The organism is Escherichia sp. 10290 (assembly GCF_030295155.1).
Lineage (GTDB): Bacteria > Pseudomonadota > Gammaproteobacteria > Enterobacterales > Enterobacteriaceae > Escherichia > Escherichia coli_F.
Genome location: NZ_AP025741.1, coordinates 4,752,081 through 4,777,807, shown reverse-complemented (window position 1 = coordinate 4,777,807; position 25,727 = coordinate 4,752,081). Strand labels below are relative to the sequence as shown.

The 25,727-nt window shown below is 50.7% G+C and carries 25 protein-coding genes and 1 pseudogene; 10 read left to right on the top strand and 16 right to left on the bottom strand.

The features are described 5' to 3' along the window. Positions 1-78: 78 nt before the first annotated feature. Complete coding sequence (udp, locus tag QUE74_RS23925; RefSeq protein ID WP_000045178.1) at positions 79-843, bottom strand: uridine phosphorylase; 765 nt, start codon at positions 841-843, stop codon at positions 79-81. A gap of 261 nt (positions 844-1,104) precedes the next feature. On the opposite strand from udp, the gene QUE74_RS23920 reads away from it, so the two are divergent. From QUE74_RS23920 to QUE74_RS23910, 3 genes and pseudogenes are all read left to right on the top strand, one after another. Then, positions 1,105-1,917 (top strand): dienelactone hydrolase family protein, encoded by an 813-nt coding sequence (locus tag QUE74_RS23920; RefSeq protein ID WP_001353701.1) that lies wholly within the window; start codon positions 1,105-1,107, stop codon positions 1,915-1,917. Between the two features lie 391 nt (positions 1,918-2,308). Then, a pseudogene (gene tssD, locus QUE74_RS23915) lies at positions 2,309-3,457 on the top strand (type VI secretion system tube protein TssD). After that, a complete protein-coding gene (locus QUE74_RS23910; RefSeq protein ID WP_000627422.1) occupies positions 3,447-3,692 on the top strand; it encodes a hypothetical protein in 246 nt (81 codons plus the stop codon). Before tssD ends, QUE74_RS23910 begins: the two are co-directional and overlap by 11 nt. A gap of 286 nt (positions 3,693-3,978) precedes the next feature. Here the strand turns inward: QUE74_RS23910 and metE are convergent, their stop codons facing one another. Beyond that, positions 3,979-6,240, bottom strand: a complete 2,262-nt coding sequence (gene metE / locus QUE74_RS23905; protein WP_000153918.1) for a 5-methyltetrahydropteroyltriglutamate--homocysteine S-methyltransferase — start codon at positions 6,238-6,240, stop codon at positions 3,979-3,981. A 235-nt stretch (positions 6,241-6,475) separates the two neighbouring features. Here metE and metR point away from each other — a divergent pair, with 235 nt between their 5' ends. Further along, entirely contained in the window at positions 6,476-7,429 is a 954-nt protein-coding gene (gene metR / locus QUE74_RS23900; protein WP_000573618.1) for an HTH-type transcriptional regulator MetR, read from the top strand. Here the strand turns inward: metR and bioP are convergent. The 3 genes from bioP to pldB all read right to left on the bottom strand — a co-directional run bounded on the left by bioP (position 7,317) and on the right by pldB (position 10,122). Then, entirely contained in the window at positions 7,317-8,216 is a 900-nt protein-coding gene (gene bioP / locus QUE74_RS23895; protein ID WP_001196237.1) for a biotin transporter, read from the bottom strand. The genes metR and bioP overlap by 113 nt on opposite strands. 75 nt (positions 8,217-8,291) lie before the next feature. Continuing rightward, entirely contained in the window at positions 8,292-9,092 is an 801-nt protein-coding gene (gene yigL / locus QUE74_RS23890) for a sugar/pyridoxal phosphate phosphatase YigL (protein WP_000285347.1), read from the bottom strand. Positions 9,093-9,099: 7 nt separating this feature from the next. After that, positions 9,100-10,122, bottom strand: coding sequence for a lysophospholipase L2 (pldB, locus tag QUE74_RS23885; RefSeq protein WP_000487644.1), 1,023 nt, complete (start codon positions 10,120-10,122; stop codon positions 9,100-9,102). Between the two features lie 110 nt (positions 10,123-10,232). On the opposite strand from pldB, the gene rhtB reads away from it, so the two are divergent. Then, on the top strand, positions 10,233-10,853 hold the full coding sequence (gene rhtB, locus QUE74_RS23880) for a homoserine/homoserine lactone efflux protein (RefSeq protein ID WP_000171697.1): 621 nt from the start codon (positions 10,233-10,235) through the stop codon (positions 10,851-10,853). Between the two features lie 61 nt (positions 10,854-10,914). Here rhtB and rhtC read toward each other — a convergent pair whose 3' ends face one another. The 3 genes from rhtC to pldA form a co-directional block, all read right to left on the bottom strand. Further along, the gene (gene rhtC / locus QUE74_RS23875) at positions 10,915-11,535 is read right to left on the bottom strand and encodes a threonine export protein RhtC (RefSeq protein WP_000928845.1); all 621 of its coding nucleotides are present in this window, start codon (positions 11,533-11,535) and stop codon (positions 10,915-10,917) included. 63 nt (positions 11,536-11,598) lie between these two features. Next, on the bottom strand, positions 11,599-13,428 hold the full coding sequence (gene recQ, locus QUE74_RS23870; RefSeq protein ID WP_000035580.1) for an ATP-dependent DNA helicase RecQ: 1,830 nt from the start codon (positions 13,426-13,428) through the stop codon (positions 11,599-11,601). Positions 13,429-13,559: 131 nt separating this feature from the next. Then, positions 13,560-14,429: a phospholipase A gene (pldA, locus tag QUE74_RS23865; protein ID WP_001259710.1), complete on the bottom strand. Its 870-nt coding sequence runs from the start codon at positions 14,427-14,429 to the stop codon at positions 13,560-13,562. A 164-nt stretch (positions 14,430-14,593) separates the two neighbouring features. Between pldA and yigI the strand changes: the two genes are divergently transcribed. The 4 genes from yigI (at position 14,594) to QUE74_RS23845 (ending at position 17,656) form a co-directional block, all read left to right on the top strand. Further along, the gene (yigI, locus tag QUE74_RS23860; protein WP_001277142.1) at positions 14,594-15,061 is read left to right on the top strand and encodes an acyl-CoA thioesterase YigI; all 468 of its coding nucleotides are present in this window, start codon (positions 14,594-14,596) and stop codon (positions 15,059-15,061) included. Between the two features lie 51 nt (positions 15,062-15,112). Further along, on the top strand, positions 15,113-16,003 hold the full coding sequence (gene rarD, locus QUE74_RS23855) for an EamA family transporter RarD (protein ID WP_000339104.1): 891 nt from the start codon (positions 15,113-15,115) through the stop codon (positions 16,001-16,003). Positions 16,004-16,313: 310 nt separating this feature from the next. Continuing rightward, on the top strand, positions 16,314-17,162 hold the full coding sequence (locus QUE74_RS23850; RefSeq protein ID WP_001059676.1) for a YPO3983 family protein: 849 nt from the start codon (positions 16,314-16,316) through the stop codon (positions 17,160-17,162). Then, entirely contained in the window at positions 17,159-17,656 is a 498-nt protein-coding gene (locus tag QUE74_RS23845; protein WP_000837572.1) for a DUF943 family protein, read from the top strand. Before QUE74_RS23850 ends, QUE74_RS23845 begins: the two co-directional genes overlap by 4 nt. A gap of 35 nt (positions 17,657-17,691) precedes the next feature. Here the strand turns inward: QUE74_RS23845 and corA are convergent, their stop codons facing one another. After that, a complete protein-coding gene (gene corA / locus QUE74_RS23840; protein ID WP_000947159.1) occupies positions 17,692-18,642 on the bottom strand; it encodes a magnesium/cobalt transporter CorA in 951 nt (316 codons plus the stop codon). Positions 18,643-18,793: 151 nt separating this feature from the next. Continuing rightward, positions 18,794-18,850, bottom strand: a complete 57-nt coding sequence (gene ysgD, locus QUE74_RS23835; RefSeq protein WP_212723238.1) for a YsgD/CorL family protein — start codon at positions 18,848-18,850, stop codon at positions 18,794-18,796. A gap of 161 nt (positions 18,851-19,011) precedes the next feature. On the opposite strand from ysgD, the gene QUE74_RS23830 reads away from it, so the two are divergent. Beyond that, positions 19,012-19,776: a phosphodiester glycosidase family protein gene (locus QUE74_RS23830; protein ID WP_000951158.1), complete on the top strand. Its 765-nt coding sequence runs from the start codon at positions 19,012-19,014 to the stop codon at positions 19,774-19,776. A gap of 142 nt (positions 19,777-19,918) precedes the next feature. On the opposite strand, the gene uvrD is transcribed toward QUE74_RS23830, so the two are convergent. The 6 genes from uvrD to lptM all read right to left on the bottom strand — a co-directional run bounded on the left by uvrD (position 19,919) and on the right by lptM (position 25,542). Next, positions 19,919-22,081 carry a DNA helicase II gene (gene uvrD / locus QUE74_RS23825; RefSeq protein WP_000383396.1) on the bottom strand — a complete coding sequence of 721 codons (2,163 nt, stop codon included), beginning with the start codon at positions 22,079-22,081 and terminating at the stop codon, positions 19,919-19,921. 83 nt (positions 22,082-22,164) lie between these two features. Further along, positions 22,165-22,881 (bottom strand): 5-amino-6-(5-phospho-D-ribitylamino)uracil phosphatase YigB, encoded by a 717-nt coding sequence (gene yigB, locus QUE74_RS23820; RefSeq protein WP_001213567.1) that lies wholly within the window; start codon positions 22,879-22,881, stop codon positions 22,165-22,167. Beyond that, positions 22,881-23,777: a tyrosine recombinase XerC gene (gene xerC, locus QUE74_RS23815; RefSeq protein ID WP_000130685.1), complete on the bottom strand. Its 897-nt coding sequence runs from the start codon at positions 23,775-23,777 to the stop codon at positions 22,881-22,883. Before xerC ends, yigB begins: the two co-directional genes overlap by 1 nt. Continuing rightward, positions 23,774-24,481, bottom strand: coding sequence for a DUF484 domain-containing protein (locus tag QUE74_RS23810; RefSeq protein ID WP_000812786.1), 708 nt, complete (start codon positions 24,479-24,481; stop codon positions 23,774-23,776). The genes xerC and QUE74_RS23810 overlap by 4 nt, the downstream gene beginning before the upstream one ends. Continuing rightward, on the bottom strand, positions 24,478-25,302 hold the full coding sequence (dapF, locus tag QUE74_RS23805) for a diaminopimelate epimerase (RefSeq protein ID WP_001160647.1): 825 nt from the start codon (positions 25,300-25,302) through the stop codon (positions 24,478-24,480). Before dapF ends, QUE74_RS23810 begins: the two co-directional genes overlap by 4 nt. Positions 25,303-25,338: 36 nt before the next feature. Beyond that, a complete protein-coding gene (gene lptM, locus QUE74_RS23800; protein WP_000799889.1) occupies positions 25,339-25,542 on the bottom strand; it encodes an LPS translocon maturation chaperone LptM in 204 nt (67 codons plus the stop codon). Positions 25,543-25,727: the final 185 nt, after the last annotated feature.

The following is a 25,727-nucleotide window of genomic DNA, read 5'->3' as shown; positions in this document are numbered from 1 at the left end:
CGATCACGCCGCATCCGGCATGAACAAAGCACACGTTAACAACAATCGGAATGCTCCCCGACGTTGGGGAGCGTTTTTTTATTTCAGCAGACGACGCGCCGCTTCCACCACGATTTTCACCGCATGGCTTTCGGTTTGTTTCATCGTCTCAGCATTCGGGATCTCTTGCTGGGTACGATTGACGATAACGCCCGCCACCATACCCGCACGCAGGCCCTGGCTTGCACACATGGTCAGCAGGGTTGCAGATTCCATTTCATAGTTCATTACGCCCATCGCCTGCCACTCTTCCATAGAACCTTTAAAGTGACGGACTACACGACCAGAGTAAGTATCGTAACGTTCCTGACCTGGGTAGAAGGTATCAGAAGAAGCCGTCACACCAACGTGAGTGGTGGCACCAATTGACTTCGCCGCTTCAACCAGCGCGGTCGTACATTCGAAATCTGCGACAGCCGGGAACTCCAGCGGAGCGAAGTGCAGGCTCGCGCCATCCAGACGAACAGACGCCGTGGTCACCAGCACATCACCCACATTAATATGCGGCTGGATAGCGCCCGTTGTACCGATACGCAGGAAGGTGCGAATGCCCAGCTGTGCCAGCTCTTCAACCGCAATAGAGGTAGACGGGCCGCCGATACCGGTAGAGCAGACGATAACAGGTTTACCATCCAGCTCTGCACGCCAGGTGGTGAATTCGCGGTGAGATGCCAGCTTAACCGGCTTATCCATCAGCGCGGCGATCTTTTCCACACGATCCGGGTCGCCAGGGACGATGGCAAGCGTAGCCCCTTGTAAATCGTTTTTAGTGAGGCCGAGATGAAAAACATCAGACTTGGACATATACAACTCCTCTGTGAATCGGTTTAGTCAGAAGAAGCAAAAAGACACTTTACCGAAGGGTTTGACATTTTTTCGTGACACTCATCACCTTGATGCAAATGCGTTGCATAAATTTACCCAGCAAAAGTGATGCGAATCACATAAATCACTCTTCATTCTGCATGACTGCATAAAAGATGAGCCGATTCAGGCAATGTGATTTGTTGCATGCTGACTATAGTTAACATTGCGCAACATTTTTATAAGGGTACGGAGAATACCATGGCAACAACACAACAATCTGGATTTGCACCTGCTGCATCACCTCTCGCTTCGACCATCGTTCAGACCCCGGATGACGCGATTGTAGCAGGCATCACCTCTATCCCTTCACAAGGGGATAACATGCCTGCTTACCATGCCAGACCAAAGCAGAGCGATGGCCTACTACCAGTGGTCATTGTAGTGCAGGAAATTTTTGGCGTGCATGAACATATCCGCGATATTTGTCGCCGTCTGGCACTGGAGGGGTATCTGGCTATCGCACCTGAACTTTACTTCCGCGAAGGCGATCCGAATGATTTTGCCGATATCCCTACGCTGCTTAGCGGTCTGGTAGCAAAAGTGCCTGACTCGCAAGTACTGGCCGATCTCGATCATGTCGCCAGTTGGGCGTCACGCAACGGCGGCGATGTTCATCGCTTAATGATCACCGGATTTTGCTGGGGTGGGCGCATCACCTGGCTGTATGCTGCGCATAACCCGCAACTGAAAGCGGCGGTGGCATGGTACGGCAAACTGACAGGCGATAAGTCGCTGAATTCACCGAAACAACCTGTTGATATCGCAACCGATCTTAACGCGCCGGTTCTCGGCTTGTATGGTGGTCAGGATAACAGCATTCCGCAGGAGAGCGTTGAAACCATGCGCCAGGCGCTGCGGGCTGCTAATGCGAAAGCAGAGATTATCGTCTACCCGGATGCCGGGCATGCATTCAACGCCGATTATCGCCCGAGCTATCATGCCGAATCTGCGAAAGATGGCTGGCAGCGAATGCTGGAGTGGTTTAAGCGGTATGGTGGGAAACGGAATTAGTTTCCTCTTAGTCTATATTTGAGATGGTGAGTGAACGAATGCGTTTTGCTGCCATCTCTGTCCCCCAAAAAATAATCAGTATGAATTGATTGGAGAGCACGACTCCGCTATTTGACCTTAAGAAAGTCGGCAAGTCATAGTCATAAATGAGTCTCTTCACTGGCAGACACCTTAAAGATTTACCATCAACTCCCATTCTCAAACAAACATTAATTATTATCAACACATTCACATTAATTATAAATTATCTCAGACCTTCCTGATAAAAAGATATTAAAGTGAAACATTTTGTTTTTCACATTTTAGTTCATCCCTATTAGGCGTAAATAAAGGTAAAAAATAACAATACTATTTTTCTTTCACAAAAGAATTAACAAAAGGTTTTTCAAGGATGAGTGATATTATTTACCTGACCATAACCGGAGAACAACACGGATGTATTTCCTCTCGTTGTGGAACGAGCACATCAATAGGTAATCGCTGGCAGATTGGTCATGAAGATGAAATCTTCGCGTTCTCGCTCTCTAATAGTATTACGAATACAGGAAAAGGGTCACATTTGCATGGCCTTAGTTTCTGTAAGTTGATTGACAAAAGCTCCCCGTTACTTATTAACGCTATTAACAATAACGAGCAGTTGTTCATGGAGTTTGACTTCTATCGGATCAATAGATTTGGTCGATGGGAGAAATATTACAACATTCAACTCCGCGGCGCGCTCTTATCAGCAATCAATCACCTGTTTACGGAGAACAATCTGGATACAGAAACCATCACTGTCAGTTATTAATATATACTCTCCAGGCATCTGATTGCTAATACTGAATTTAGTTATTTGGCATTTCCCGATAACTACAATCGTCTGTTTATACCACGGCCAAAAACTAAAGATGATAATGGCCTCAAAACACTCAATAGTAAAGCTGTTGGCAGACTGCTTGCTGCTGGCGGCATATACAATGGGAATATCGAAGGATTCAGGGAAACAGCAAACAAGTTGGGGGGAGATGCACCTGCTGGTTACGATCAAGTTATGGATAACAAAGGGTTACTCATCGCTGGTGCTTCAATAGTTGCTGGAGCAGTTCTGGGGAGAATGAGACTCCCTGATTTGGAATCACTTGAGCATTTCGGAGCCAGAGGAGCAGTATCAGGAAGACCATTTAATCCCGACCTTGCCGGTGGTCCAATAGAAAATCTGACGACAGATGGCGTAACAATCAACAGGGAAGGTATCGCTATTGTTGAAAAACACATAGCCAGATTTGGTCATGACCCTGTAAATGAAGTGATGATCAATAGACTGAAAGACATTGAGAAAGGAAAAATCCCCCCAGAACAAGTAGATCTTAACTTCTATACTCATGAATGTCGGGAATATCAGCGTTACTGTAATCTTGGTTGGGAAACAGGACAACCTGATGGTGACGCAGGCTATGCACTCTGGAATCATACGCATACTGCTACTCTAGAAGATTATAAACTTAAGGGAGAACTTAATGACTTATACCACCAGGATGCACTTGACTATGATAACTGAAACTGAAATTAACGTACTGAAAGTTATGGCTGAGAAAGATATAAACTGGAACTGGATGAATCTCGATCGCACACTATCTATAAGGCAAATTCCAGGATTCGGTAATGTTGTTAACATTGTTAACAAATTAGCTAACGAGGGTTTGGTTATTATTGAGGATAGCGGACATAAGTCTATGCCTCACTACCACGTTACTGAAAAGGGATACAATCTCGTGAAAAGTGAGAATAAATAACGTAGCGTTGATTACTGAACAAATCGCTCAGGATTATATTTTGCGAAAAAAATGATTCGGTTATTTCTGTGTCTGAACGGCCGCAGATAGCAAAATGGCTTCCGGTGATGGAAGCCATCAGATTATTGGCAAAGTGCGTGTTGTTCATGCCGGATGCGGCGTGAACGCCTTATCTGGCCAACTAAATCTTGAAAATTCAATAAATTGAATAAATTATGTAGGCCTGGTATCAGGCAGTTTCGCCTCTTTCATCGTACTGCAATTTACAGTGACTCGTTAATACTCATCATCCCCGACGCAAATTCTGCGCCGCCTGCACCATGTTCGCCAGTGCCGCGCGGGTTTCTGGCCAGCCGCGCGTTTTCAGGCCACAGTCCGGGTTGACCCACAGACGCTCTGCCGGAATGCGTTGTGCCGCTTTCTTCAGCAGGGACTCAATCCATTCCACGCTCGGTACGTTTGGCGAGTGAATGTCATAGACGCCAGGACCGATTTCATTCGGATAATCAAACTCTTCAAACGACTCCAGCAACTCCATGTCGGAACGCGAGGTTTCGATTGTGATGACGTCAGCATCCAGCGCCGCAATCGAATCCATGATGTCGTTGAACTCGCAGTAACACATGTGAGTGTGGATTTGCGTGTCATCTTTCGCTACGGCAGCGTTGATACGGAAAGCCTCCACGCCCCACTGGAGATAGGCATCCCAGTCGCTGCGACGCAGCGGTAAACCTTCGCGTAGCGCCGGTTCATCAATCTGGATGATGCCAATTCCAGCGGCTTCCAGATCGGCCACTTCATCACGAAGCGCCAGCGCAATTTGTTTGGCGATGGTTTCACGGCTGACATCTTCACGCGGGAACGACCAGCAGAGAATGGTCACCGGGCCAGTCAGCATCCCTTTCACCGGTTTATCAGTCAGAGATTGCGCATACTTCGCCCACTCCACGGTAATCGGTGCCGGGCGGCTAACGTCACCAATAACAATCGGTGGCTTCACGCAGCGGGAACCGTAGCTCTGTACCCAACCGTTTTGCGTAAAGACAAAGCCATCCAGGTGCTCGCCAAAGTATTCCACCATGTCATTACGCTCGGCCTCACCATGCACCAGCACATCCAGACCCAGACGTTCCTGCTCAACAATGGCCTGCTTGATATGTTCTGCAATGCCCGTGCGGTAGTTGTTGGCGTCGAGATTACCCTTTTTGAAATCCAGACGCAGGGTACGGATTTCTGTGGTTTGCGGGAAAGAGCCAATCGTGGTGGTCGGCCAGGCTGGCAGTTTAAAACGCGCACGCTGGGCTTCAGCACGCACTTCATAAACGTTCGCACGCTGGCTGTCCTGGGCTGTGATCGCTGCCAGACGTTTTTCTACCGCCGGATTATGGACGCGGGTTGAGTGACGACGCGCCTGAATCGGAGCGCTCCACTCTGCCAGAGCTGCCGTGTCACCACTGTTCAACGCATCGCGCAGCAGCGCCAGTTCATGGCATTTTTGCAGGGCGAAGGCAAACCAGCTTTTCACTTCCGCATCAAGACGCGTTTCCACACTCAGGTCGATAGGGCTGTGCAGCAATGAGCAGGAAGATGCCACCCACAAATCACGTTTGCCGACAATGTCCTTAATTTGCGCATATTTCTCGGTAAGATCGGCGCGCCAGACGTTACGACCATTGATAAGACCCGCAGACAGCAGCCAGTCAGAAGGCAGACGCTTGTGCAGTTCAGCAACGTCATCTTTACCATGTACGAGATCGACATGCAGCCCCTGAACAGGCAGCGCAGTAATGGTGTCGAGGTTTGGCGTTACGCCTTCAAAATAGGTGGTCAGCAGCAGTTTCACCTGGCCCTGGAGCGCGTCGTAAGCGGGTTTATAGGCGTCCAGCCACGCCTGCGGCAGTTCCAGTACCAGAGCCGGTTCGTCGATCTGTACCCACTCAATGCCGCGTTTTGCCAGTTCTGCCAACACTTGCTGATAAACCGGCAGAATGTCGTTTAGCAGGCTCAGGCGATCAAACTGTTCACCTTTCACTTTACCCAGCCACAGGTAGGTAACCGGCCCCAGCAGCACGGGCTTGACCTTGTGGCCCAGCGCCAGCGCCTCGTCCACTTCCTCCAGCAGTTGCGTCCAGGTCAGTTTGAACTGTTGGCCTTTAACGAACTCCGGCACCATGTAGTGATAGTTGGTGTTAAACCATTTGGTCATTTCCGCTGCCGCCGCAGGTTCACCAGTCGGTGCACGTCCACGACCAATACGGAACAGGGTGTCGATATCTACCGAACCATCTTTGTTCTGGTGACGCGCCGGAACGTTACCCAGCAGCAGGCTGGTGGTCAGGACATGATCGTACCAGGCAAAATCGCCCACCGGCAGCAGGTCGATACCTGCTTGCTTTTGTTGATCCCAGTGACGGGCACGTAATTCACGCCCAACCGCCAGCAGTTCTTCACGCGTGGAGTTCCCCGCCCAATAACTCTCTTGCGCTTTTTTCAGCTCGCGACGCAGGCCAACGCGAGGGAAACCGAGGGTGTGATTCAATATTGTCATTTTTCTTCCTCTAATTATATGTAAATCCTATGGATTTTGAATTTAGGGAAGGCGGCAAGTTTATTCATCCCCGGGAGCTTACTGAAGTAAGTGACCGGGGTGAAGAAACGCAGCCAACGCACCATAAATTTAAAAGACGAAGGATTTTAGCCGTCCAGATGTTTACACATCCATAATTGGCGGTTACTGTATATTCCTCAAGCGCAAATTATTCATGCCGAAGTGAAGGACTTTCATGATCGAAGTAAAACACCTGAAAACGCTACAAGCGTTGCGGAACTGCGGCTCACTCGCAGCCGCTGCGGCGACGTTGCATCAAACGCAATCCGCCCTGTCTCACCAGTTTAGCGATCTGGAACAACGCCTTGGCTTCCGGCTATTTGTGCGTAAAAGCCAGCCGCTTCGGTTTACACCGCAGGGAGAAATCCTGTTGCAACTGGCGAATCAGGTGCTGCCGCAAATCAGCCAGGCACTGCAAGCCTGCAATGAACCGCAGCAGACGCGCCTGCGCATTGCCATTGAGTGCCATAGCTGTATTCAGTGGCTGACGCCCGCGTTAGAAAATTTCCATAAGAACTGGCCGCAGGTGGAGATGGATTTTAAATCGGGCGTGACGTTTGACCCGCAGCCCGCGTTGCAGCAGGGTGAGCTGGATCTGGTGATGACCTCCGATATTCTGCCGCGCAGTGGCCTGCATTATTCGCCGATGTTCGATTATGAAGTGCGTCTGGTGTTAGCGCCTGACCATCCACTGGCGGCGAAAACGCGAATCACGCCGGAAGACCTCGCCAGCGAAACGCTGTTGATTTATCCGGTGCAGCGTAGCCGACTGGATGTCTGGCGGCATTTTCTTCAGCCCGCAGGCGTTAGCCCGTCACTGAAAAGCGTCGATAACACCTTGTTGTTGATTCAGATGGTTGCCGCACGGATGGGCATCGCTGCGCTACCGCACTGGGTGGTGGAGAGTTTTGAACGCCAGGGTCTGGTGGTCACCAAAACCTTGGGCGAAGGCTTGTGGAGCCGACTGTACGCCGCCGTGCGCGATGGCGAGCAGCGTCAGCCGATTACAGAAGCGTTTATTCGTTCAGCGCGCAATCACGCCTGCGATCATCTGCCGTTTGTGAAGAGCGCGGAGCGACCCACTTACGATGCACCCACAGTGAGGCCAGGATCACCAGCGCGCCTGTAATAAACGTTGGCCAGTGCGGCTGTTGGTGCCAGATAGCCAGGTTAACCAGCAGCCCTGCCGGAACGTGCATATTATTCATAATGCCCAGCGTTCCGGCGTCCACCTGCGTCGCGCCGTAGTTCCACATAAAGTAGCCAATTCCGGAGGCCACCACGCCAAGAAACACCAGAATGCCCCATTGCAGCGTGGTTTGCGGCATTTTCTGCGCATTTCCCAGCAAAAACCATGCAATCACTGCCACCAGAAACGCGCCAAGATAGAACCACGCAAAGGCGTTATGCTGTGGCATCGGACGAGTTTCCATCAGGCGTTTGTAACCCACCATGCCGATGGCAAAAGTGATATTGGAGAGTTGCACCAGCAGCAGGCCAGTCCAGAAGTGGTCGGTGACCTGATCATAGCGAATAATCCCGGCACCAATCACCGCCAACAAGGCGCTAAAAGCATAGCCCCAGCGCAGACGGCGCTTACTCATGATGTCATAAATCAGCGTGATGTAGAGCGGAGTCAGTACGGTGAACAGCAACAGCTCGGAGACCGTCAGGTAGAGATAGGCGCGAAAACTCAGCATATACATCACGCCAAGCTGCATCGCGCCCACCAGCATATACAGGCCAACCGTTTTCAGGCTATTGCCACGGGTACGCAGAAACGGCAGAAACACGAGTGCCGCCAGGCCAACGCGCACCAGCACTGCAAAATAGCTATCGACGTGCCCCGCAAGGTACTCGCCATAAAAGCTAAAGGAGAAGGCCCACAGAATCGTGGTGATGATAAGTAGCGCCACAATGGAAAACTCTTTGATTAACGAGTATCCATTGTAGCGAAGTATCAGGTTGACAACTGACCAAATAAAGAACGATTACGATAAATAGAGTTTACGCAGATAATGCGGCACTGCATCCTCGGCGTTAGTACCAATCACTTCCAGCTCCGGATGCAGATCTTTCAGACGCTGGTGCGCACTGCCCATAATGCAGCCTTTACCTGCCATCGACAGCATTTCGGCGTCGTTCATCCCGTCACCAAAGGCAATACAATCTTTCAGACTGTAGCCCAGTTTCTTCGCCACCGCTTCCAGGGCATGGCCTTTTGAAACGCCGCCCGCCATCACTTCCAGACAAGTTAGGGTAGAGAAACTGACGTTGACGCGATCGCCCCAACGAGCGTTGATTGCCTGCTCCAGCGGCAGCAGTTGTTCATGAGAATCACAGGTGAAGAACACTTTGCTGACGCCTTCCGGATCCAGTAATCCTGGCTCATACAGCGCATATTTGAACACCGCTTCTTTAAAAAAGCGCATCTCTTCCGGGCGGTGGCGATTCATAAACCATTCGTCGTCGCGATAAACGTTAGTAATGATGTCCGGGTTGTCGTTGACCACGCCAAACAGATCGCTGGCAATGTCGCGATCCAGGTTATGAGCAAAAATCAGATTGCCATCCAGATCGTGAACGCGCGCGCCATTGGAGGTAATCATGTAAGACTTAATCTCCAGATTATCGCGAATTTGCCCCACATCAACGTGGTGGCGACCGGTCGCAAACACAAAGTTAATGCCGCGCGCGGTGAGCAGCTTCAGAGTTTCTTTGGCGTAAGGGGATAACGTATGGTCGGGAGAAAGTAACGTGCCATCTAAATCAGACGCAACAACCTGGTACATAAGAAATTTAAACCTCTGTAGAGCGGTTTCCGCTGGGTGAGTTATGCCTGTTGAAAAAATCAACAATGGCGTGGAGCGCGACTGAGCGCATTGCGTCCTTTTCAAAAAGGATCTCATGGTACGCACCTTTAATTACCAGCGGTCGTCCTCCTTCGACAGGATGGCCCGCAGCGGTGCGGAGTTCACAAAAACGGTCGTGCATGCGGTTATCCACCACGCGTTCCTCTTCAGCCTGCAAGAGAAGCGTTGGCGTAGCGTCATCACCCGCTCCGGCTAACACCTGTTCGCCAGCCAGAATACTTTCGCGTACCCAATGGTAGGTCGGCCCACCGACGCGAATCGTTGGGTCATCAGCATAAAAGCGTAAGTTACGTCGATATCGCTGTCTGCTGTGGGTCAGTACGTTGATAGCAAACGGCAACGCGCGCCAGCGCCCGGTGCCTATTGCATAGCCATCACGGAAACGTGGATGTGCTTCGGCCCAGTTAAGGATCTGCCGCGCCATAAATGACGGCATACGAATCACGATCCCAAACATTGGTGCAGTTAGCGCAATGGCGTCACATACACCTGGATGGCGTTGCAGAAATAACGTGGAGATCGCACCGCCCATCGAATGTGCCAGTATATAGCGCTTACGCCACGGACCGGGCTGGACCTCCTGTTGCCAGAATGCCGCCAGATCATCAACATAATCATTAAAGCGATTAACATGCCCAAGATGCGGATCGGCTAACAGGCGACCGGAACGTCCCTGCCCGCGATGGTCGATGATTAAGACATCAAACCCCAAATGGAACAGGTCGTAGGCCAGTTCCGCATATTTTACGTAGCTCTCAATACGCCCCGGGCAGATGACTATCACCCGGTCATGGTGCTGCGCGCGAAAACGGACAAAGCGCACCGGAATGTCATCCACACCAGTAAATTCTGCTTCATCACGCTGACGCCAGAAATCAGTCAGCGGTCCCATGGTAAAAGCAGCAAACGCGTTTTCTCTTGTTTCCCAGTCTTTTTGCTGCTGAAACATCGGGTAATCTGCCTCTTAAACCACGTAAAATCGTTTTTTTAAGCGTGCCTGACACAACGCTTCGACAGTAGCGTATTGTGGCACAAAAATAGACACACCGGGAGTTCATCATGACCTTAGAATGGTGGTTTGCCTACCTGCTAACATCAATCATTTTAAGCCTGTCGCCAGGCTCTGGTGCAATCAACACCATGACCACCTCGCTCAACCACGGTTATCGTGGTGCGATGGCGTCTATTGCTGGGCTTCAGACCGGACTGGCGATTCATATTGTGCTGGTTGGTGTGGGGTTGGGTACGCTATTTTCCCGCTCAGTGATTGCGTTTGAAGTGTTGAAGTGGGCAGGAGCAGCTTATTTGATTTGGCTGGGTATCCAGCAGTGGCGTGCTGCTGGCGCAATTGATCTTAAATCGCTGGCCTCTACTCAATCGCGCCGACATTTGTTCCAACGCGCAGTGTTTGTGAATCTCACCAATCCCAAAAGTATTGTGTTTCTGGCAGCACTTTTTCCACAATTCATCATGCCGCAACAGCCGCAAGTTATGCAGTATGTAGTGCTCGGCGTCACCACCATTGTGGTCGATATTATTGTGATGATCGGTTACGCCACCCTCGCCCAACGGATCGCGTTATGGATAAAAGGGCCGAAACAGATGAAGGCATTGAATAAGATTTTCGGCTCGTTGTTTATGCTGGTGGGAGCGCTGTTAGCATCGGCGAGACATGCGTGAAAAATAATGTCGGATGCGGCGTAAACGCCTTATCCGACTTACTCTGATGACGCGTCTGGCATCAACGCGAAATAATCAAATGAATACCAAATCCGGCAAATAACGCCCCGGCAAAACCATCAATCCACTTCGCCAGACGTTGATAACCACGGCGCATTTGCGGCAGGGCAAACAGGCTGGCAACGACGGTAAACCACGCCAGTGTTTCGACAATAATCAACGCGAAAATGCCCCAGCGCTCAGTGGTGCCGACGTTATCGCCGACAAACAGCGAGAATACCGAACCAAAGTAGATAATCGCTTTCGGATTGGCGAGATTGGTCAGTAAGCCTTTCAGGAAACTGCGCCCGCTTTTTGCCAGTTCTACCTGTGGCGCAGGCGCAGAAACGACCTCTTTTTTCAGTGCGCTACGCAGCATCTGATAACCCATCCAGCAGAGATACAGGCCACCGCCCACCATAATCAGCGTATGCAGCCAGGCCATTTTTTCGATAATTAAATGCAGGCCAAGCAACGCGATCCCTGCCCAGACCATTACGCCGCAGGTAATGCCCAGCACGCCCATCATCGCTTCTTTGCGCGAACGGCTAACGGCAGTCTGGGAGACAAAAAAGAAATCGGGACCGGGGCTCATAAGCGCCACGATATGAACCATGGCGACGGTGAGGAATAACATCAACATACAATTGACTCGCGGGGAAATCGTTTACGGAGTCTTCATCCTGGCACTTTTTTATGCTGCTGACTACTCTTCGTCATCGCCATCGACATGCGCACGGATAAGTGCCATAAACGGTTTGCCAAAGCGTTCCAGCTTGCGCATCCCAACGCCGTTAACGCTGAGCATTTCGCTGGCGGTGATTGGCATCTGTTCCGCCATCTCAATCAAGGTCGCGTCGTTAAACACCACATACGGCGGGACATTACTTTCATCAGCAATGGATTTACGCAGTTTGCGTAATTTGGCGAACAGTTTGCGATCGTAATTGCCACCGAACGATTTCTGCATCGCTTTCGGTTTGAGCGCCACAATACGCGGCACGGCAAGTTGTAAAGAGGATTCGCCGCGCAACACAGGCCGTGCGGCTTCTGTCAGTTGTAATGCCGAATGCTGGGCGATATTTTGCGTCACAAGGCCGAGATGAATCAGCTGGCGGATCACGCTGACCCAATGTTCATGGCTTTTATCACGGCCCATGCCATAGACTTTCAGTTTGTCATGACCATAGTCGCGGATACGCTGATTATTAGCACCGCGAATCACTTCCACCACATAACCCATACCAAAACGCTGATTCACCCGACCAATGGTGGAAAGGGCAATCTGTGCATCGGTTGAACCATCGTACTGTTTCGGCGGATCGAGGCAGATATCGCAGTTCCCGCACGGCTCCTGCCGCCCTTCGCCAAAATAGTTCAGCAGCACCAGACGACGGCAAGTTTGTGCTTCGGCAAACGCGCCCATCGCATTGAGTTTATGACGTTCGATATCCTGCAACTGCCCTTGCGGCTTCTCTTCAAGGCAACGGCGCAACCACGCCATATCCGCTGGATCGTAAAACAGCATCGCTTCCGCGGGCAGGCCATCACGCCCGGCGCGTCCGGTTTCCTGATAATAGGATTCGATATTGCGCGGAATATCAAAGTGAACCACGAAGCGGACGTTAGGCTTGTTGATGCCCATGCCGAACGCTACCGTCGCCACCACAATTTGCAGGTCATCGCGCTGGAATTTTTCCTGCACGTCCGCACGGACATCGTTTTCAAGCCCGGCGTGATAAGCCGCTGCGCTGATACCCTTGCTTTGCAGACGCGCGGCGGTGTCTTCTACTTTCGCACGACTATTACAGTAAATAATCCCCGACTTACCGCGTTGTTCCTGCACGTAGCGCATCAACTGATCGAGCGGTTTGAATTTCTCCATCAGCATGTAGCGAATGTTCGGGCGATCAAAACTGCTGATTTGAATCAGCGGATCGTTCAGCCCCAGCAGGCGCACGATATCCTGCCGCGTGGTGTCGTCGGCGGTGGCGGTTAGCGCCATAAACGGCAGAGTAGGAAAACGCTGACGCAGCTGACCGAGGGCAGCGTATTCCGGGCGGAAATCGTGGCCCCATTGGGAGATACAGTGCGCTTCATCAACGGCTAATAACACTGGATTCCAGTGCGCCAGATGCTCAAGGAAGTTATCCAGCATCAGGCGTTCCGGCGCGATATACAGCAGGCGGATTTGCCCGGTACGGCAGCCTGTCATTACTTCAAGCTGCTGCTCGCGGGTTTGCGTCGAGTTAAGACACGCCGCCGCCACGCCGTTGGCTTGCAGTTGATCTACCTGATCTTTCATCAGTGAAATCAGTGGTGAAACAACCACGGTAAGGCCGTTTAGCAATAAGGCAGGAATTTGATAGCAAAGGGATTTTCCGCCACCAGTGGGCATGACGACCAGGCAATCGCGACCGGAAAGTACGGTGTCAATAATCTCTTCCTGCCCGGGGCGAAACTGTTGGTAGCCAAAGGTTTCTTGTAAAACCTGTTTAGCCCCGGACTCCAGATTCAACACTTCCGCCTGCGCCACATTAACCCCGATTGCCTGAAATAAAAACAGGCGCTATTTTCAGCGCCTGCGCGAGAAACTGCAATGCTTTTAGTCTCTGAGAGGGTAATCCTGGATGCTGGATTCCAGTTTTGCCTTTCAATCAACTCACATTAGAACAAGTCGTTCAGCATAACCCCCACACCCACACGGGTCTGGTTAAAGTTATAGTCTATGAGCGATTCGCCATAACCGCTGTAAATCTGGGTATAAAGGCGCACATGCCTGGTGATCGGGTAACTTAAGCCTAACTCCGCACCACCGTAACCGGTGTTCCAGTTGTACTGTCCTTTCGCACTCAGCACCGCATCACCCAGGTGATAGCCGATTTTAAGCTGGTAGTAACCCATATATTTGGTGATATCTGGGTTATCGTCAGTATTCCCCACCACATACCACGGCTTCACCTCTACCAGCCAGTTACCGTTTTCTGCCATCAGACGGGTATAAAGGCGGTTCCAGCTGCGGGAAGTCGGGTCTGAACGCCCGTTAGAGTCGTGGTTATAACCCATCTCCACATCGCGCAGCGTCCAGCCAGCAAAGCGGTAATCGGTGGCAAAGCCAAGGAACAATTGCGGTTCGTAGTTGGTTTCACGAAACGGTGAAGACTCTTCGCTGTTGGACAGTTGCCACCAGGATTTTTGCGTGTAAGAAGCCCCCAACACCGAGTTTGGCCCCAATATTCCGCGCCACAGCGGAAATGCCAGGCTCAACTGGAATTTCACTTCATCCTTACGCGCATTTTCCGCCCAGTCGTAACTGGCAATCGCTTCTTTATTCAGATCGCTGGTTTGGGTGTAGATGAGGTAGTTGGTGTCATAAGGATAGAGCGTGAAAGGATTGTCATGCTCCTGCAGCATATTCGCGATAATACTGCCACGCACCGCAGGCGTGTCATGCACCTCTTTCACCGTTGCCTCTTGCGCATACACTGCCATTGGCAACATAAACACCGGCAACAACCAGCCCTGCAGAGTCCGCATCGGTCGTGTTCTCCGTAACGAATTATTGATTAGATGAATATTTTTCTGCGGGCTATTTTACATACTTAACTCCTTTGCCGTTAGTTATCCCTTCCTAAAGTAGAAACCAACAAAAAAGAAGCATAAAATCAACATTTCATTAACCAATGAAGTGTAAGGATGATATGTCTGCCGTACTGACCGCTGAACAAGCCCTGAAATTAGTGGGTGAGATGTTTGTTTATCACATGCCATTTAACCGTGCGTTAGGGATGGAACTGGAGCGTTACGAAAAAGAGTTCGCACAGCTGGCCTTTAAAAATCAGCCAATGATGGTGGGTAACTGGGCGCAAAGCATTTTGCACGGCGGGGTCATTGCGTCGGCGCTGGATGTCGCCGCAGGTCTGGTGTGCGTGGGAAGTACCTTAACCCGCCACGAAACCATCAGTGAAGATGAACTACGCCAGCGGCTATCGCGGATGGGGACCATTGATCTTCGCGTCGATTATCTGCGCCCAGGCAGGGGTGAGCGTTTTACTGCTACCAGTAGTCTGTTGCGTGCGGGCAATAAAGTCGCCGTCGCCCGCGTTGAATTACACAATGAAGAACAGCTTTATATAGCCAGTGCCACCGCCACCTATATGGTAGGTTGATAACGTAAAAGCAGGTAAACTGCTGTTACCAATTAAAAATGAGTATTCCCGATGGATGCAAAACAAACGCGGCAGGGCGTATTACTCGCTCTTGCCGCTTATTTTATTTGGGGTATTGCGCCAGCGTACTTCAAGCTGATTTACTACGTGCCCGCCGATGAGATCCTGACGCATCGCGTGATCTGGTCGTTTTTCTTTATGGTGGTGCTGATGAGCATCTGCCGCCAGTGGTCTTATTTAAAAACGCTAATTCAGACGCCACAGAAAATTTTTATGCTGGCCGTCTCTGCCGTACTGATTGGCGGCAACTGGCTACTGTTTATCTGGGCGGTGAACAATCACCATATGCTGGAAGCGAGCCTCGGTTATTTTATTAACCCACTGGTGAACATTGTGCTGGGGATGATTTTCCTCGGCGAGCGATTCCGCCGGATGCAATGGCTGGCGGTGATTCTGGCGATATGTGGTGTATTGGTCCAGCTCTGGACTTTTGGTTCGCTGCCAATCATCGCGCTGGGGCTGGCGTTTAGTTTTGCCTTCTACGGCCTGGTACGCAAGAAAATTGCCGTTGAAGCGCAAACCGGCATGTTAATCGAAACCATGTGGCTGCTGCCCGTGGCGGCGATTTACCTGTTTGCTATTGCCGACAGCTCAACCAGCCATATGGGGCAAAACCCGATGTCGCTTAATTTACTGCTGATCGCCGCCGGTATTGTCACCACCGTTCCACTGTTGTGTTTTACTGCGGCTGCGACACGCCTGCGTCTCTCAACGTTAGGCTTTTTTCAGTACATTGGCCCGACGCTGATGTTCCTGCTGGCTGTGACGTTTTATGGTGAAAAACCGGGTGCCGATAAGATGGTGACCTTCGCCTTTATTTGGGTGGCGCTGGCAATTTTTGTGATGGATGCGATTTATACGCAGCGTAGAACGTCCAAATAAAAAATAAATATATTCTGAAAAAATATGCCGACTCTTGCATGAGAGTGGGCATATTGCCATGCTGACAGGAGACTCACATAAGGAAAGGCAGAATTTCCAGACGTCGTTGTATATTTTCATTTGCTTTAATAAATTTCATTTTTGGTAAATTCAGCATTATGTTATTAGCGATGAGCAAGACCAATCATTAACCAAGTTCTCTTCAGAATGTAATGAAAAATGTGAAGTGCATTTCTTTTTTAAAATTTTTTTACCCTATTATTTCTTATCAAATTAACATTGCCCTTAATTATAAGAAAGGAGAATATAAATGAACAACATATTAGGCTCATCAATTAATATGCCCTGTACACTTTTCGAAACTATTACTTTATTCGATGATTTTTCTGCTGATGATATGCAGTATGGGGATATGGAAGAACAAGATTTTCTCTCACTCGGCTTAAGCGACATCTCTGCAAAAGTTGATCCTTACCGCCTCATTAAATACCATTTTCCTGGGCCGAATTCTACTTATGGTGCTTTTAGTGTTCCAACTTCTGGAACAAAAATATCACAAAGTGAATGTATTGATATTTTATTTGCAGAAATGAAAGATCTGGCAAAAATGTTTTCCTTTTTTGGACAATACAAAACACTCATCCAGGATCTGATTGATCATTTTAGATATGGAAATGGCAACAGTTTCCATAGCCAGGAATTGAACTTATCTTTTCATGAACGAATAAACAAATATGATTATAATAGCCCAATACGTGTAATCAAAGAATGTATCGAAAATGATATTTCTTCAACACCTACGATAGGATACCGGCCTCTTCTCCTACAAAAGATTAAGACCGAATTACTTTCATCAAGACTAAATAAATTCAATGATTTTAAAGATAATTTTAATGGCCTGGGAATCAGCATTCATGATATCTCAGCTCAAAAAATATCTCTTTTAAATTTTCAAAAATATCCTATGGGCTGGAGCGCTACCATTCATTTCATAGCACAAGACCACTTTGGTTTGGATGTGACTGATATAAAAAACAAGATTTACAACAAGTATAGATTTTTTCGCATATGGTTCTTTTTACAACGGCATAAAGACTTTGCTTTCAAACCTTTTTTTACCAATTTTAACACTATCGAAAGAATCGAAAATTATCTATGAAAAGCAAACTCCAGAAAATTATATTATATTTATTTCTTATATGCTGCATCTATAATTTATGGACATTGCGTCCTGTACAGATTTTGTATACATACTCTGATGCTGGCAATTCAGTCTTTCTGGTCGTTGATCATCTGCCATGGACTGATAGCGATAAAATAAATTGGTATCTGAAGCATCAGGATGAAATTAAAAGTCAAAATCCCCTACCAGAAGGTAGTTGGCATACCTGGTATGTTATTGATATCGGTAATGGCTTCACTGACTATAAAAAATATATCGAAGGGCTGTATGAAGATCTCTACTGTTTCCCGACGATTAAGAGCAATGATAATTGCATCGTAAAAAACTATTTAATGGTTATTAATGAATATCCTTACCGTAATACTCATTTTTTTATTGCTGATAACAATGAGTATCAACTAACCCAGGAAAATAAGATAGAGCGAGTGTTCAACCCGCATGACTTTGAAAAAGACAATTTTCAGCAATAAGCCGGATAAAGAACAATCTTTACCCGGCATTTATATTACAACCAGTTCTTCCGCTTAAAGTAAAGATACGGTGCCAGGCCCGCGAGGATCATAAAGATAATCGCGCCTGGGTAGCCGAAGCTCCACTTCAGTTCCGGCATAAACTCAAAGTTCATCCCGTAGCTGGAAGCGACCAGCGTCGGTGGCAGGAACACCACGGATACCACCGAGAAGATTTTAATGATGCGGTTCTGCTCGATATTGATAAAGCCCATCGCCGCCTGCATCAGGAAGTTCACCTTCTGGAACAGGGATTCGTTATGCGGCAGCAGGGATTCGATATCTCGCAGGATTTCACGCGCCTGCTCCAGTTGCCCACCCGGTAAGCGTGCTTTACGTACCAGGAAGTTGAGCGCGCGCTGGGTATCCATCAGACACAGGCGAACTTTCCAGCCGATATCTTCCAGTTCCGCCAGCGTGGAGAGCGCCTCGTCGTACTCATCGCCCTGATGCCCTTCCATAATCACCCGGCTCAACTGCTCCAGGTCGCTGTAGATATTTTCAATTTCATCTGCCAGCTGTTCGATTTTGGTTTCGAACAGATCCAACAGCAGCTCGTAGGCGTTACCGTCCACCATTGACTGGCTACGGGCGCGCATACGATACAGACGGAATGCAGGCAGTTCACGCTCACGCAGAGTAAACAGACGACCATCACGGATGGTAAATGCCACAGTGGAGTTACCGGCGTGATCTTCCGCATCTTCAAAGAAGAAGAAGGAGTGAATATGCAGGCCGTCATCGTCTTCAAAGAAACGCGCTGATGCTTCGATGTCTTCCAGTTCCGGGCGTGTTGCCAGGCTCTGGCCAAGTTCAGATTGTACGCGCAGTCGCTCGTCGTCGTCCGGTTCGACAAGATCAATCCATACTGCATTTACAAGGGGTTGTGACTCTTCGACTTCCAGCCGGGTCAGTCGGTTATTTTCCAGTTGAAATGCGCTCAGCATGACCGGGACTCCCAATGCTTAAAATATCGGACAGTTCGGTGGGCACACAGAAACAAATTGGGTTTCAGACCATTAAACAGCCTGACTCAGCGCGACGGGAAAAATTGAGGTCGCTGACAACCGCTAAGGCTATCAGCAAAAAGGGATAGCCTTAGGAGTTGATCCTGGATGACAGGATAATGAGCCAGTATCTACTGGGTGTGTCCAAGGCGAATGTCCTCTTAGAGTGATCGTGCGCGCATGTTACGCCAGCAAAATTTTGCCGTCAACACGCAACAGAACACCACAGAACAATAGTTGAACTTCGCGCTTTTTGGTACTCGTCAAGGTCGCTAACAGGATAAAAAAATCCCACATCCAGGACCTATAATGGCGCATCGGCTACTCATTGGTAAAGGAATGATCACCTTGAATCTCAAACGGATTTTTCTCGCCCTCACCTTACTTCCCTTGTTTGCTGTTGCCGCTGATGATTGCGCACTATCAGATCCGACACTGACCATACAGGCGTATACCGTTAATCCTCAAACAGAGCGGGTGAAAATGTACTGGCAAAAAGCCAATGGCGAAGCGTGGGAAACGTTACATGCGCTGCTGACGGATATTAATAGTCAGGGTCAGGTGCAAATGGCGATGAACGGCAGCATCTATGATGAAAGCTATGCGCCGCTCGGTTTGTACATCGAAAACGGTCAGCAGAAGGTGGCGTTAAATCTCGCTTCAGGTGAAGGGAATTTCTTTATCCGTCCTGGCGGTGTGTTTTATGTCGCGGGAGATAAAGTCGGCATCGTTCGTCTGGATGCCTTTAAAACCAGTAAAGAGATTCAGTTCGCGGTGCAGTCAGGGCCAATGTTGATGGAAAACGGCGTCATTAATCCGCGTATTCATCCCAACGTCGCCTCACGCAAAATTCGTAACGGTGTTGGGATTAATAAACAAGGGAACGCCGTGTTTTTGTTGAGCCAGCAGGTGACAAATTTTTATGATTTTGCCTGTTATGCCAAAACGAAACTGAACGTTGAGCAACTGCTTTATCTTGATGGCACGATTTCACATATGTATGTGAAAGGCGGGGCAATCCCGTGGCAACGCTATCCTTTTGTTACCATGATTTCCGTCGAGCAGAAAAGTTAAAACAACCGTTTTGTGTCACTGAATATGGTGCAGATGCCGGATGCGGCGCAAACGCCTTACCCGGCCTACATGACATTGCAATTTATTGAATCTACATGATTTTGTAGGCCGGATAAGGTGCGCAGCACCGCATCCGGCAACGTTATACCGTCTCCAGCCGGGCGTAAGCCGCCACCAGCCATTTAATACCCTGGCCCTGGAATGCCACCTGCAAACGGCTATGCTCACCGCTGCCTTCCATATTGACGATGGTGCCTTCACCAAACTTGGCGTGGCGTACGCGCTGGCCGAGCTTGTAGCCGCTGTCGTTCTCGACCATCGGCGTACCCATCCGTTGATGGCTGACCGGGCGGCTTACCGTAGCGCGTAAACGCACCTCTTCCACACACTCTTCCGGCAGCTCACCAATAAAGCGCGACGGGCGATGGTAAACCTCTTTGCCATACAGACGGCGGGTTTCCGCGTAGGTCAGTGTCAGTTTCTGCATCGCGCGGGTTACGCCAACGTAGGCCAGACGGCGTTCTTCTTCCAGACGCCCGCCTTCATCCAGCGACATCTGGCTTGGGAACATGCCCTCTTCCATACCAACAATAAACACCTGCGGGAATTCCAGACCTTTCGCCGAGTGTAGCGTCATCAGCTGTACCGCATCCTGCCAGGTATCCGCCTGCCCTTCACCTGCTTCCAGTGCCGCATGGGAGAGGAACGCCTGCAGCGGCATTAAATCTTCGTCTTCTTCGTTGTAGCTGAACTGGCGCGTTGCCGTCACCAGTTCCTCTAAGTTTTCGATACGCGTCTGGCCTTTTTCGCCCTTCTCCTGCTCGTACATGGTGCGCAGGCCGGAGTCTTTAATTACCCGGTCAGTCTGTACATGCAGCGGCATATCGGCAGTTTCTTGCGCTAAGGCGTCGATCAGTTCCATAAACCGTTGCAAAGCGCTGGCAGCACGCCCGGCGAGCGCTTTTTCCTGCAATAATTCGCGGCACGCCTGCCAGAGTGTTAACTGGCGATCGCGCGATGTCTGACGTACCACGTCCAGCGTCCGGTCACCAATACCCCGCGTTGGCGTATTCACCACGCGCTCAAAGGCCGCGTCGTCGTTACGGTTGGCAATCAGGCGCAGATACGAGAGCGCATCTTTGATTTCCTGGCGTTCGAAGAAGCGCATCCCGCCATAAATACGGTACGGCATACTGGCTTGTAATAACGCCTCTTCCAGCACGCGCGACTGGGCGTTGCTGCGATAGAGAATGGCGCACTCGGCGAGCGCCCCGCCCTTGTCCTGCCAGGTCTTGATGCGGTTAACCACAAAACGCGCTTCGTCGAGTTCGTTAAAAGCGCAATAGAGGGAAATCGGCTCACCGTCCGCGCCATCGGTCCACAACTTTTTACCCAAACGCCCGTTGTTGTTTTCAATCAGGGCGTTCGCCGCGCTCAGGATATTGCTGGTAGAGCGGTAGTTTTGCTCCAGACGGATAGTTTCGGCACCGGGGAAATCATTGAGGAAACGCTGAATATTCTCTACCTGCGCCCCACGCCAGCCGTAGATTGACTGGTCGTCATCGCCAACAATCATCACTTTGCCAGTATCGCCCGCCAGCAGGCGGATCCACGCGTACTGAATGTTGTTGGTATCCTGGAATTCGTCCACCAGGATATTGGTAAAACGTTCGCGGTAGTGTTGCAGGATATGCGGCTTGTTAAGCCACAGTTCGTGGGCGCGTAGCAGTAGTTCAGCGAAGTCCACCAGGCCCGCGCGGTCACACGCTTCCTGATACGCCTGGTACACCTTCTGCCAGGTCTGCTCCACCGGATTACCGTAGCTTTGAATATGATGCGGACGCAGCCCTTCATCTTTCTGGCTGTTGATGTACCACATTGCCTGGCGCGGCGGCCACTGCTTCTCGTCGAGGTTCATGGCTTTGATCAGACGCTTAAGCAGGCGCAGCTGGTCTTCGCTGTCGAGGATCTGGAAATCCTGCGGCAGGTTGGCGTCCATATGGTGCGCACGCAGCAGACGGTGTGCCAGCCCGTGGAAAGTGCCGACCCACATACCGCCCTGGCTGGTACCCATCAGTTGCCCGATACGATGGCGCATTTCCGCCGCCGCTTTGTTGGTAAATGTCACCGCCATAATCGAGTACGGCGAGCAGTTTTCCACGCTCATCAGCCAGGCGATACGATGCACCAGTACGCGCGTCTTACCACTGCCCGCGCCCGCCAGCACCAAAAGGTTGCTGCGTGGCGCGGCCACCGCTTCGCGCTGTTTGTCATTAAGGCTGTCGAGCAGGTAAGAAACGTCCATTGGCACCGCCGCGTAAAAATAGGTTGGGCGGAGAAGCGCAACGCCCTCCGCCAAAAAGCTGGGTATATATACAGATTTGCTGATTATATCAGCGAGGTCAGAGATGCCAACCGGGAAATTTCCAGATGCGGGAGTAAACGGCTGTCCCAGGTTTGCATCAGATCGCCATTTTCCGGTCTGATCCAACAGGCCTGCATTCCGCTGCGAATTGCCCCACCCACGTCAGTGGTGAGATCGTCCCCGACATGTAAGATCTCGCCGATCGGCACGTTGAGTTTTTCCGCCGCCAGGAAGTACATATCGCTGAACGGTTTTGAGCGCCCGTGCGGGCCAGCACGCAGCACAAACTCAAAATAATCCCCCAAACCAAACAGCTCCGGCTGGGCGTTACCGTTGGTGATCGCCACCAGCGGCCATTTCTTCGCCAGCTGTTTTAAGGTGTCGTGGGTTTGCTGCGGAACGTCGATCCGGCTACGCCATTTGGCAAAGTTGATCATTGCCGCGTGTGCGCCTGCACTGGCTTCTTCTGCGCTCAGCCCGGCGTCAAGCATCGCTTGTTCTATTGAGCGAAAACGCCAGCGCGTCACATCATGATAAATCTCGGGTTCCGCTTCCCGTACCGCCTGACGCAGACGTTGCAGATCTTCATTCTGGAAGCTGCGCAGCGCCGGATGGTAATTTTGCACAAAGGTAAGCGCCTCCTGCTCAGTGCGCAAAATCACCGGACGGTTATCGTAAAGGGTATCATCCAGGTCAAAGGTGAGCGCCGAGATGCGCCCCAAAGGCCGGTAAAAACGCATTATTTCCCCCGTTTGGCGCGTGGATGCGCCGCATCGTACACCGAGGCAAGGTGTTGAAAATCAAGATGAGTATAGATTTGCGTGGTAGAAAGGTTCGCATGACCCAGCAGCTCCTGCACACCACGAAGATCACCGCTCGACTCCAGCATATGCGTAGCGAACGAGTGACGTAATTTATGCGGGTGAACGTGATTATTCAGCCCTTGTTTGATGCCCCATTCGGCAAAGCGTTTCTGCACATTACGCGCGGAGATACGCTTGCCCAGTTTCGACAGAAAAAGCGCGTCGTCTTCGCTACCAAACAGGTCGCGCAAATCAAGCCAGTGCTCAATCCACGCCACAGCGTTGCGACCAATCGGCAGGCGGCGCTCTTTGCTGCCTTTCCCCATCACCCACACTTCACCGGACTCCAGGTCGAGGTGTTTGATATCAAGCCCCACCAGTTCGGAAAGACGCAGACCCGCGCCGTACATCACTTCCAGCATTGCCCGATCGCGCACGGCGAGGGGATCGTTGATATCAATATCCAGCAGCCGATTTATATCATCGACGTCGATATTTTTCGGCAGATGACGCGGCGCTTTCGGTGCCGAAACACCTTTCGCCGGGTTGGCTTTAAGTTCGTTCTGGCTGACCAACCAGTCAAAAAAGCTACGTAGCGCAGAGAGGCGTAATGCGAGGCTTGCCGCGCCAAGCCCTTTACGGCGACTGCGTACAGCGAAATTGCGCACCATCGCCGCATCACATTGCTGCCAGCTTTGCAGGCCGTTTTCGCTGGCAAAATTGATGATCGCCTCAAGTTGGCGCTGGTAGTTAAGCAGGGTTATCGGGCTAAGCTGGCGCTCCACGCTCAGATAACGTAGGTAGCGTTCTACATCGGTGTGTAAATCGGTCATACGCGTTCAATCCAACGCTCCAGAAGCTCCGGCAACATCAGCGCAATTTCATGAAGTAACTGCGTTCCCTGCCCTTGTTGATAGTGACTGGCATCGCGGCTGGTGAACAGCACGACACCCAAATCAGCATCGCTTCCCAGCATCGACATCGCCACCGATCCCACCGCTTTCGCTTCCGGTAGCACCACCAGCAGCTCCGGTCCGTTAAGCGGCCCAAGATAGTGCTGTTCCTGCCCCAGACGCTGAATACGCAGCGGTTCGAAAGACTGACGGCTTAATGCGAGATGAGTGTAGTTTGACGGCGCACCTAAGCGCCAGCGATCCGGAAACAGGCGCAGACTCGCACCTGCCAGGCCGAGATCGCGCGCCCAGCGGTGAAAACGCATCAGCATATCGTCGAGACTGCTGGCGGCGGTGAGACTACGCTGCAGGTAAAGTAAGCGATAGAACAAGCCTTCGTTGGCGATAGCCTGTTCCATCAACAGCGCCATGTTCTCTTCCAGAACATGAATATGATGACGTGCGCGGGCCATGTGCCACTCGACCAACGAAACGGTGCCGCGTACCGGATGCGGCACACGTATCGCTTCTACTGCGCGCGCATTGCGGATAAAAAACTCAGGATTTTTAATCAGATAATCGACAACCGCCCGGTCATCTAGCTCCGTGAGTGTTTCCTGCAGTTCTTCCCCTGGTTGCTTCATAGATGAATAAATCCGTCGTAGACATGTACCGCCGGCCCCGTCATATATAAGGGGTGACCCGGACCTTTCCAGGCGATATCAAGACGACCGCCGGGGAGTTCCACGCGTACTTCTTCGGCCAGCAAACCTTGCTGAATCCCTACCGCCACCGCCGCACACGCGCCGCTGCCGCAGGCCTGGGTTTCTCCTGCCCCACGCTCATAAACGCGTAAACGAATATGTTCGCGTTTAACCACTTGCATAAAACCGATATTGGCGCGCTCCGGAAAACGTTCGTGGCTTTCCAGAACAGGACCAAGCGTTTCTACCGCCGCAGTATCGACATCATCAACCTGAATCACGCAGTGCGGATTTCCCATCGACACCACGCCGCATAAGATTGTCTGCTCGGCGGCGCGCATAATATAGGTCTTTTCCGCTTTGTTAGCGCGAAATGGCACGGCAGAAGGTTCGAAGTTGGGTTCGCCCATATTTACGCACACCAGATCGTCATCGGTGACGGTCAGAACCATCCGCCCGTTGGCAGTACTGACGCGGATATCGCGCTTATTGGTCAGCCCTTTCAGACGCACAAAACGGGCAAAGCAGCGCGCGCCGTTGCCGCACTGCGCTACTTCACTGCCATCAGCATTGAAAATGCGATAGTGAAAATCCAGTTCCGGATCATACGGTGGCTCAACCACCAGCAGTTGGTCAAACCCTATCCCCAGGTGCCGATCCGCCAGGCGACGAATCAGTTCTGGTGAAAAAAAGACATTCTGCGTTACCGCGTCGACGACCATAAAATCGTTGCCAAGGCCATGCATTTTCGAGAACTGCATCATTTACTCCAATCACGCGGGTACAGAAACTGACTTTTAGTAATTCACCTGGGATGGACCATCGCCAGTGGCGCGATCGTTTTTATCCGGCACCGTGGATTGCGTTTGCGTCTCTACCGGTTTGGTCGGTGGCGGTGCGTTTTTATCTGCAGGCGGGAAATAGAGCGGACCTTTCAGACCGCAGCCCGTCAGGCTGAAGAGAGTAAGTAATACAGTGAGTGCCTTAAACACGTTTTTCATTATGGATTGCCTGTAAAGTTCATCGCTTTCTGCTTTCTATCATCGCAGGAGAAGACGTAAAAGCAAGCGTTTAGCGACTCTTTATGAAGTCTGAAAAATGAGGAATTGCTGCGAGTATAACGCTTACACGTGGGGATTTATGTTTTGCTGGTAGTTTCGTGATCGGCACCTCGCGCCAGGATGGC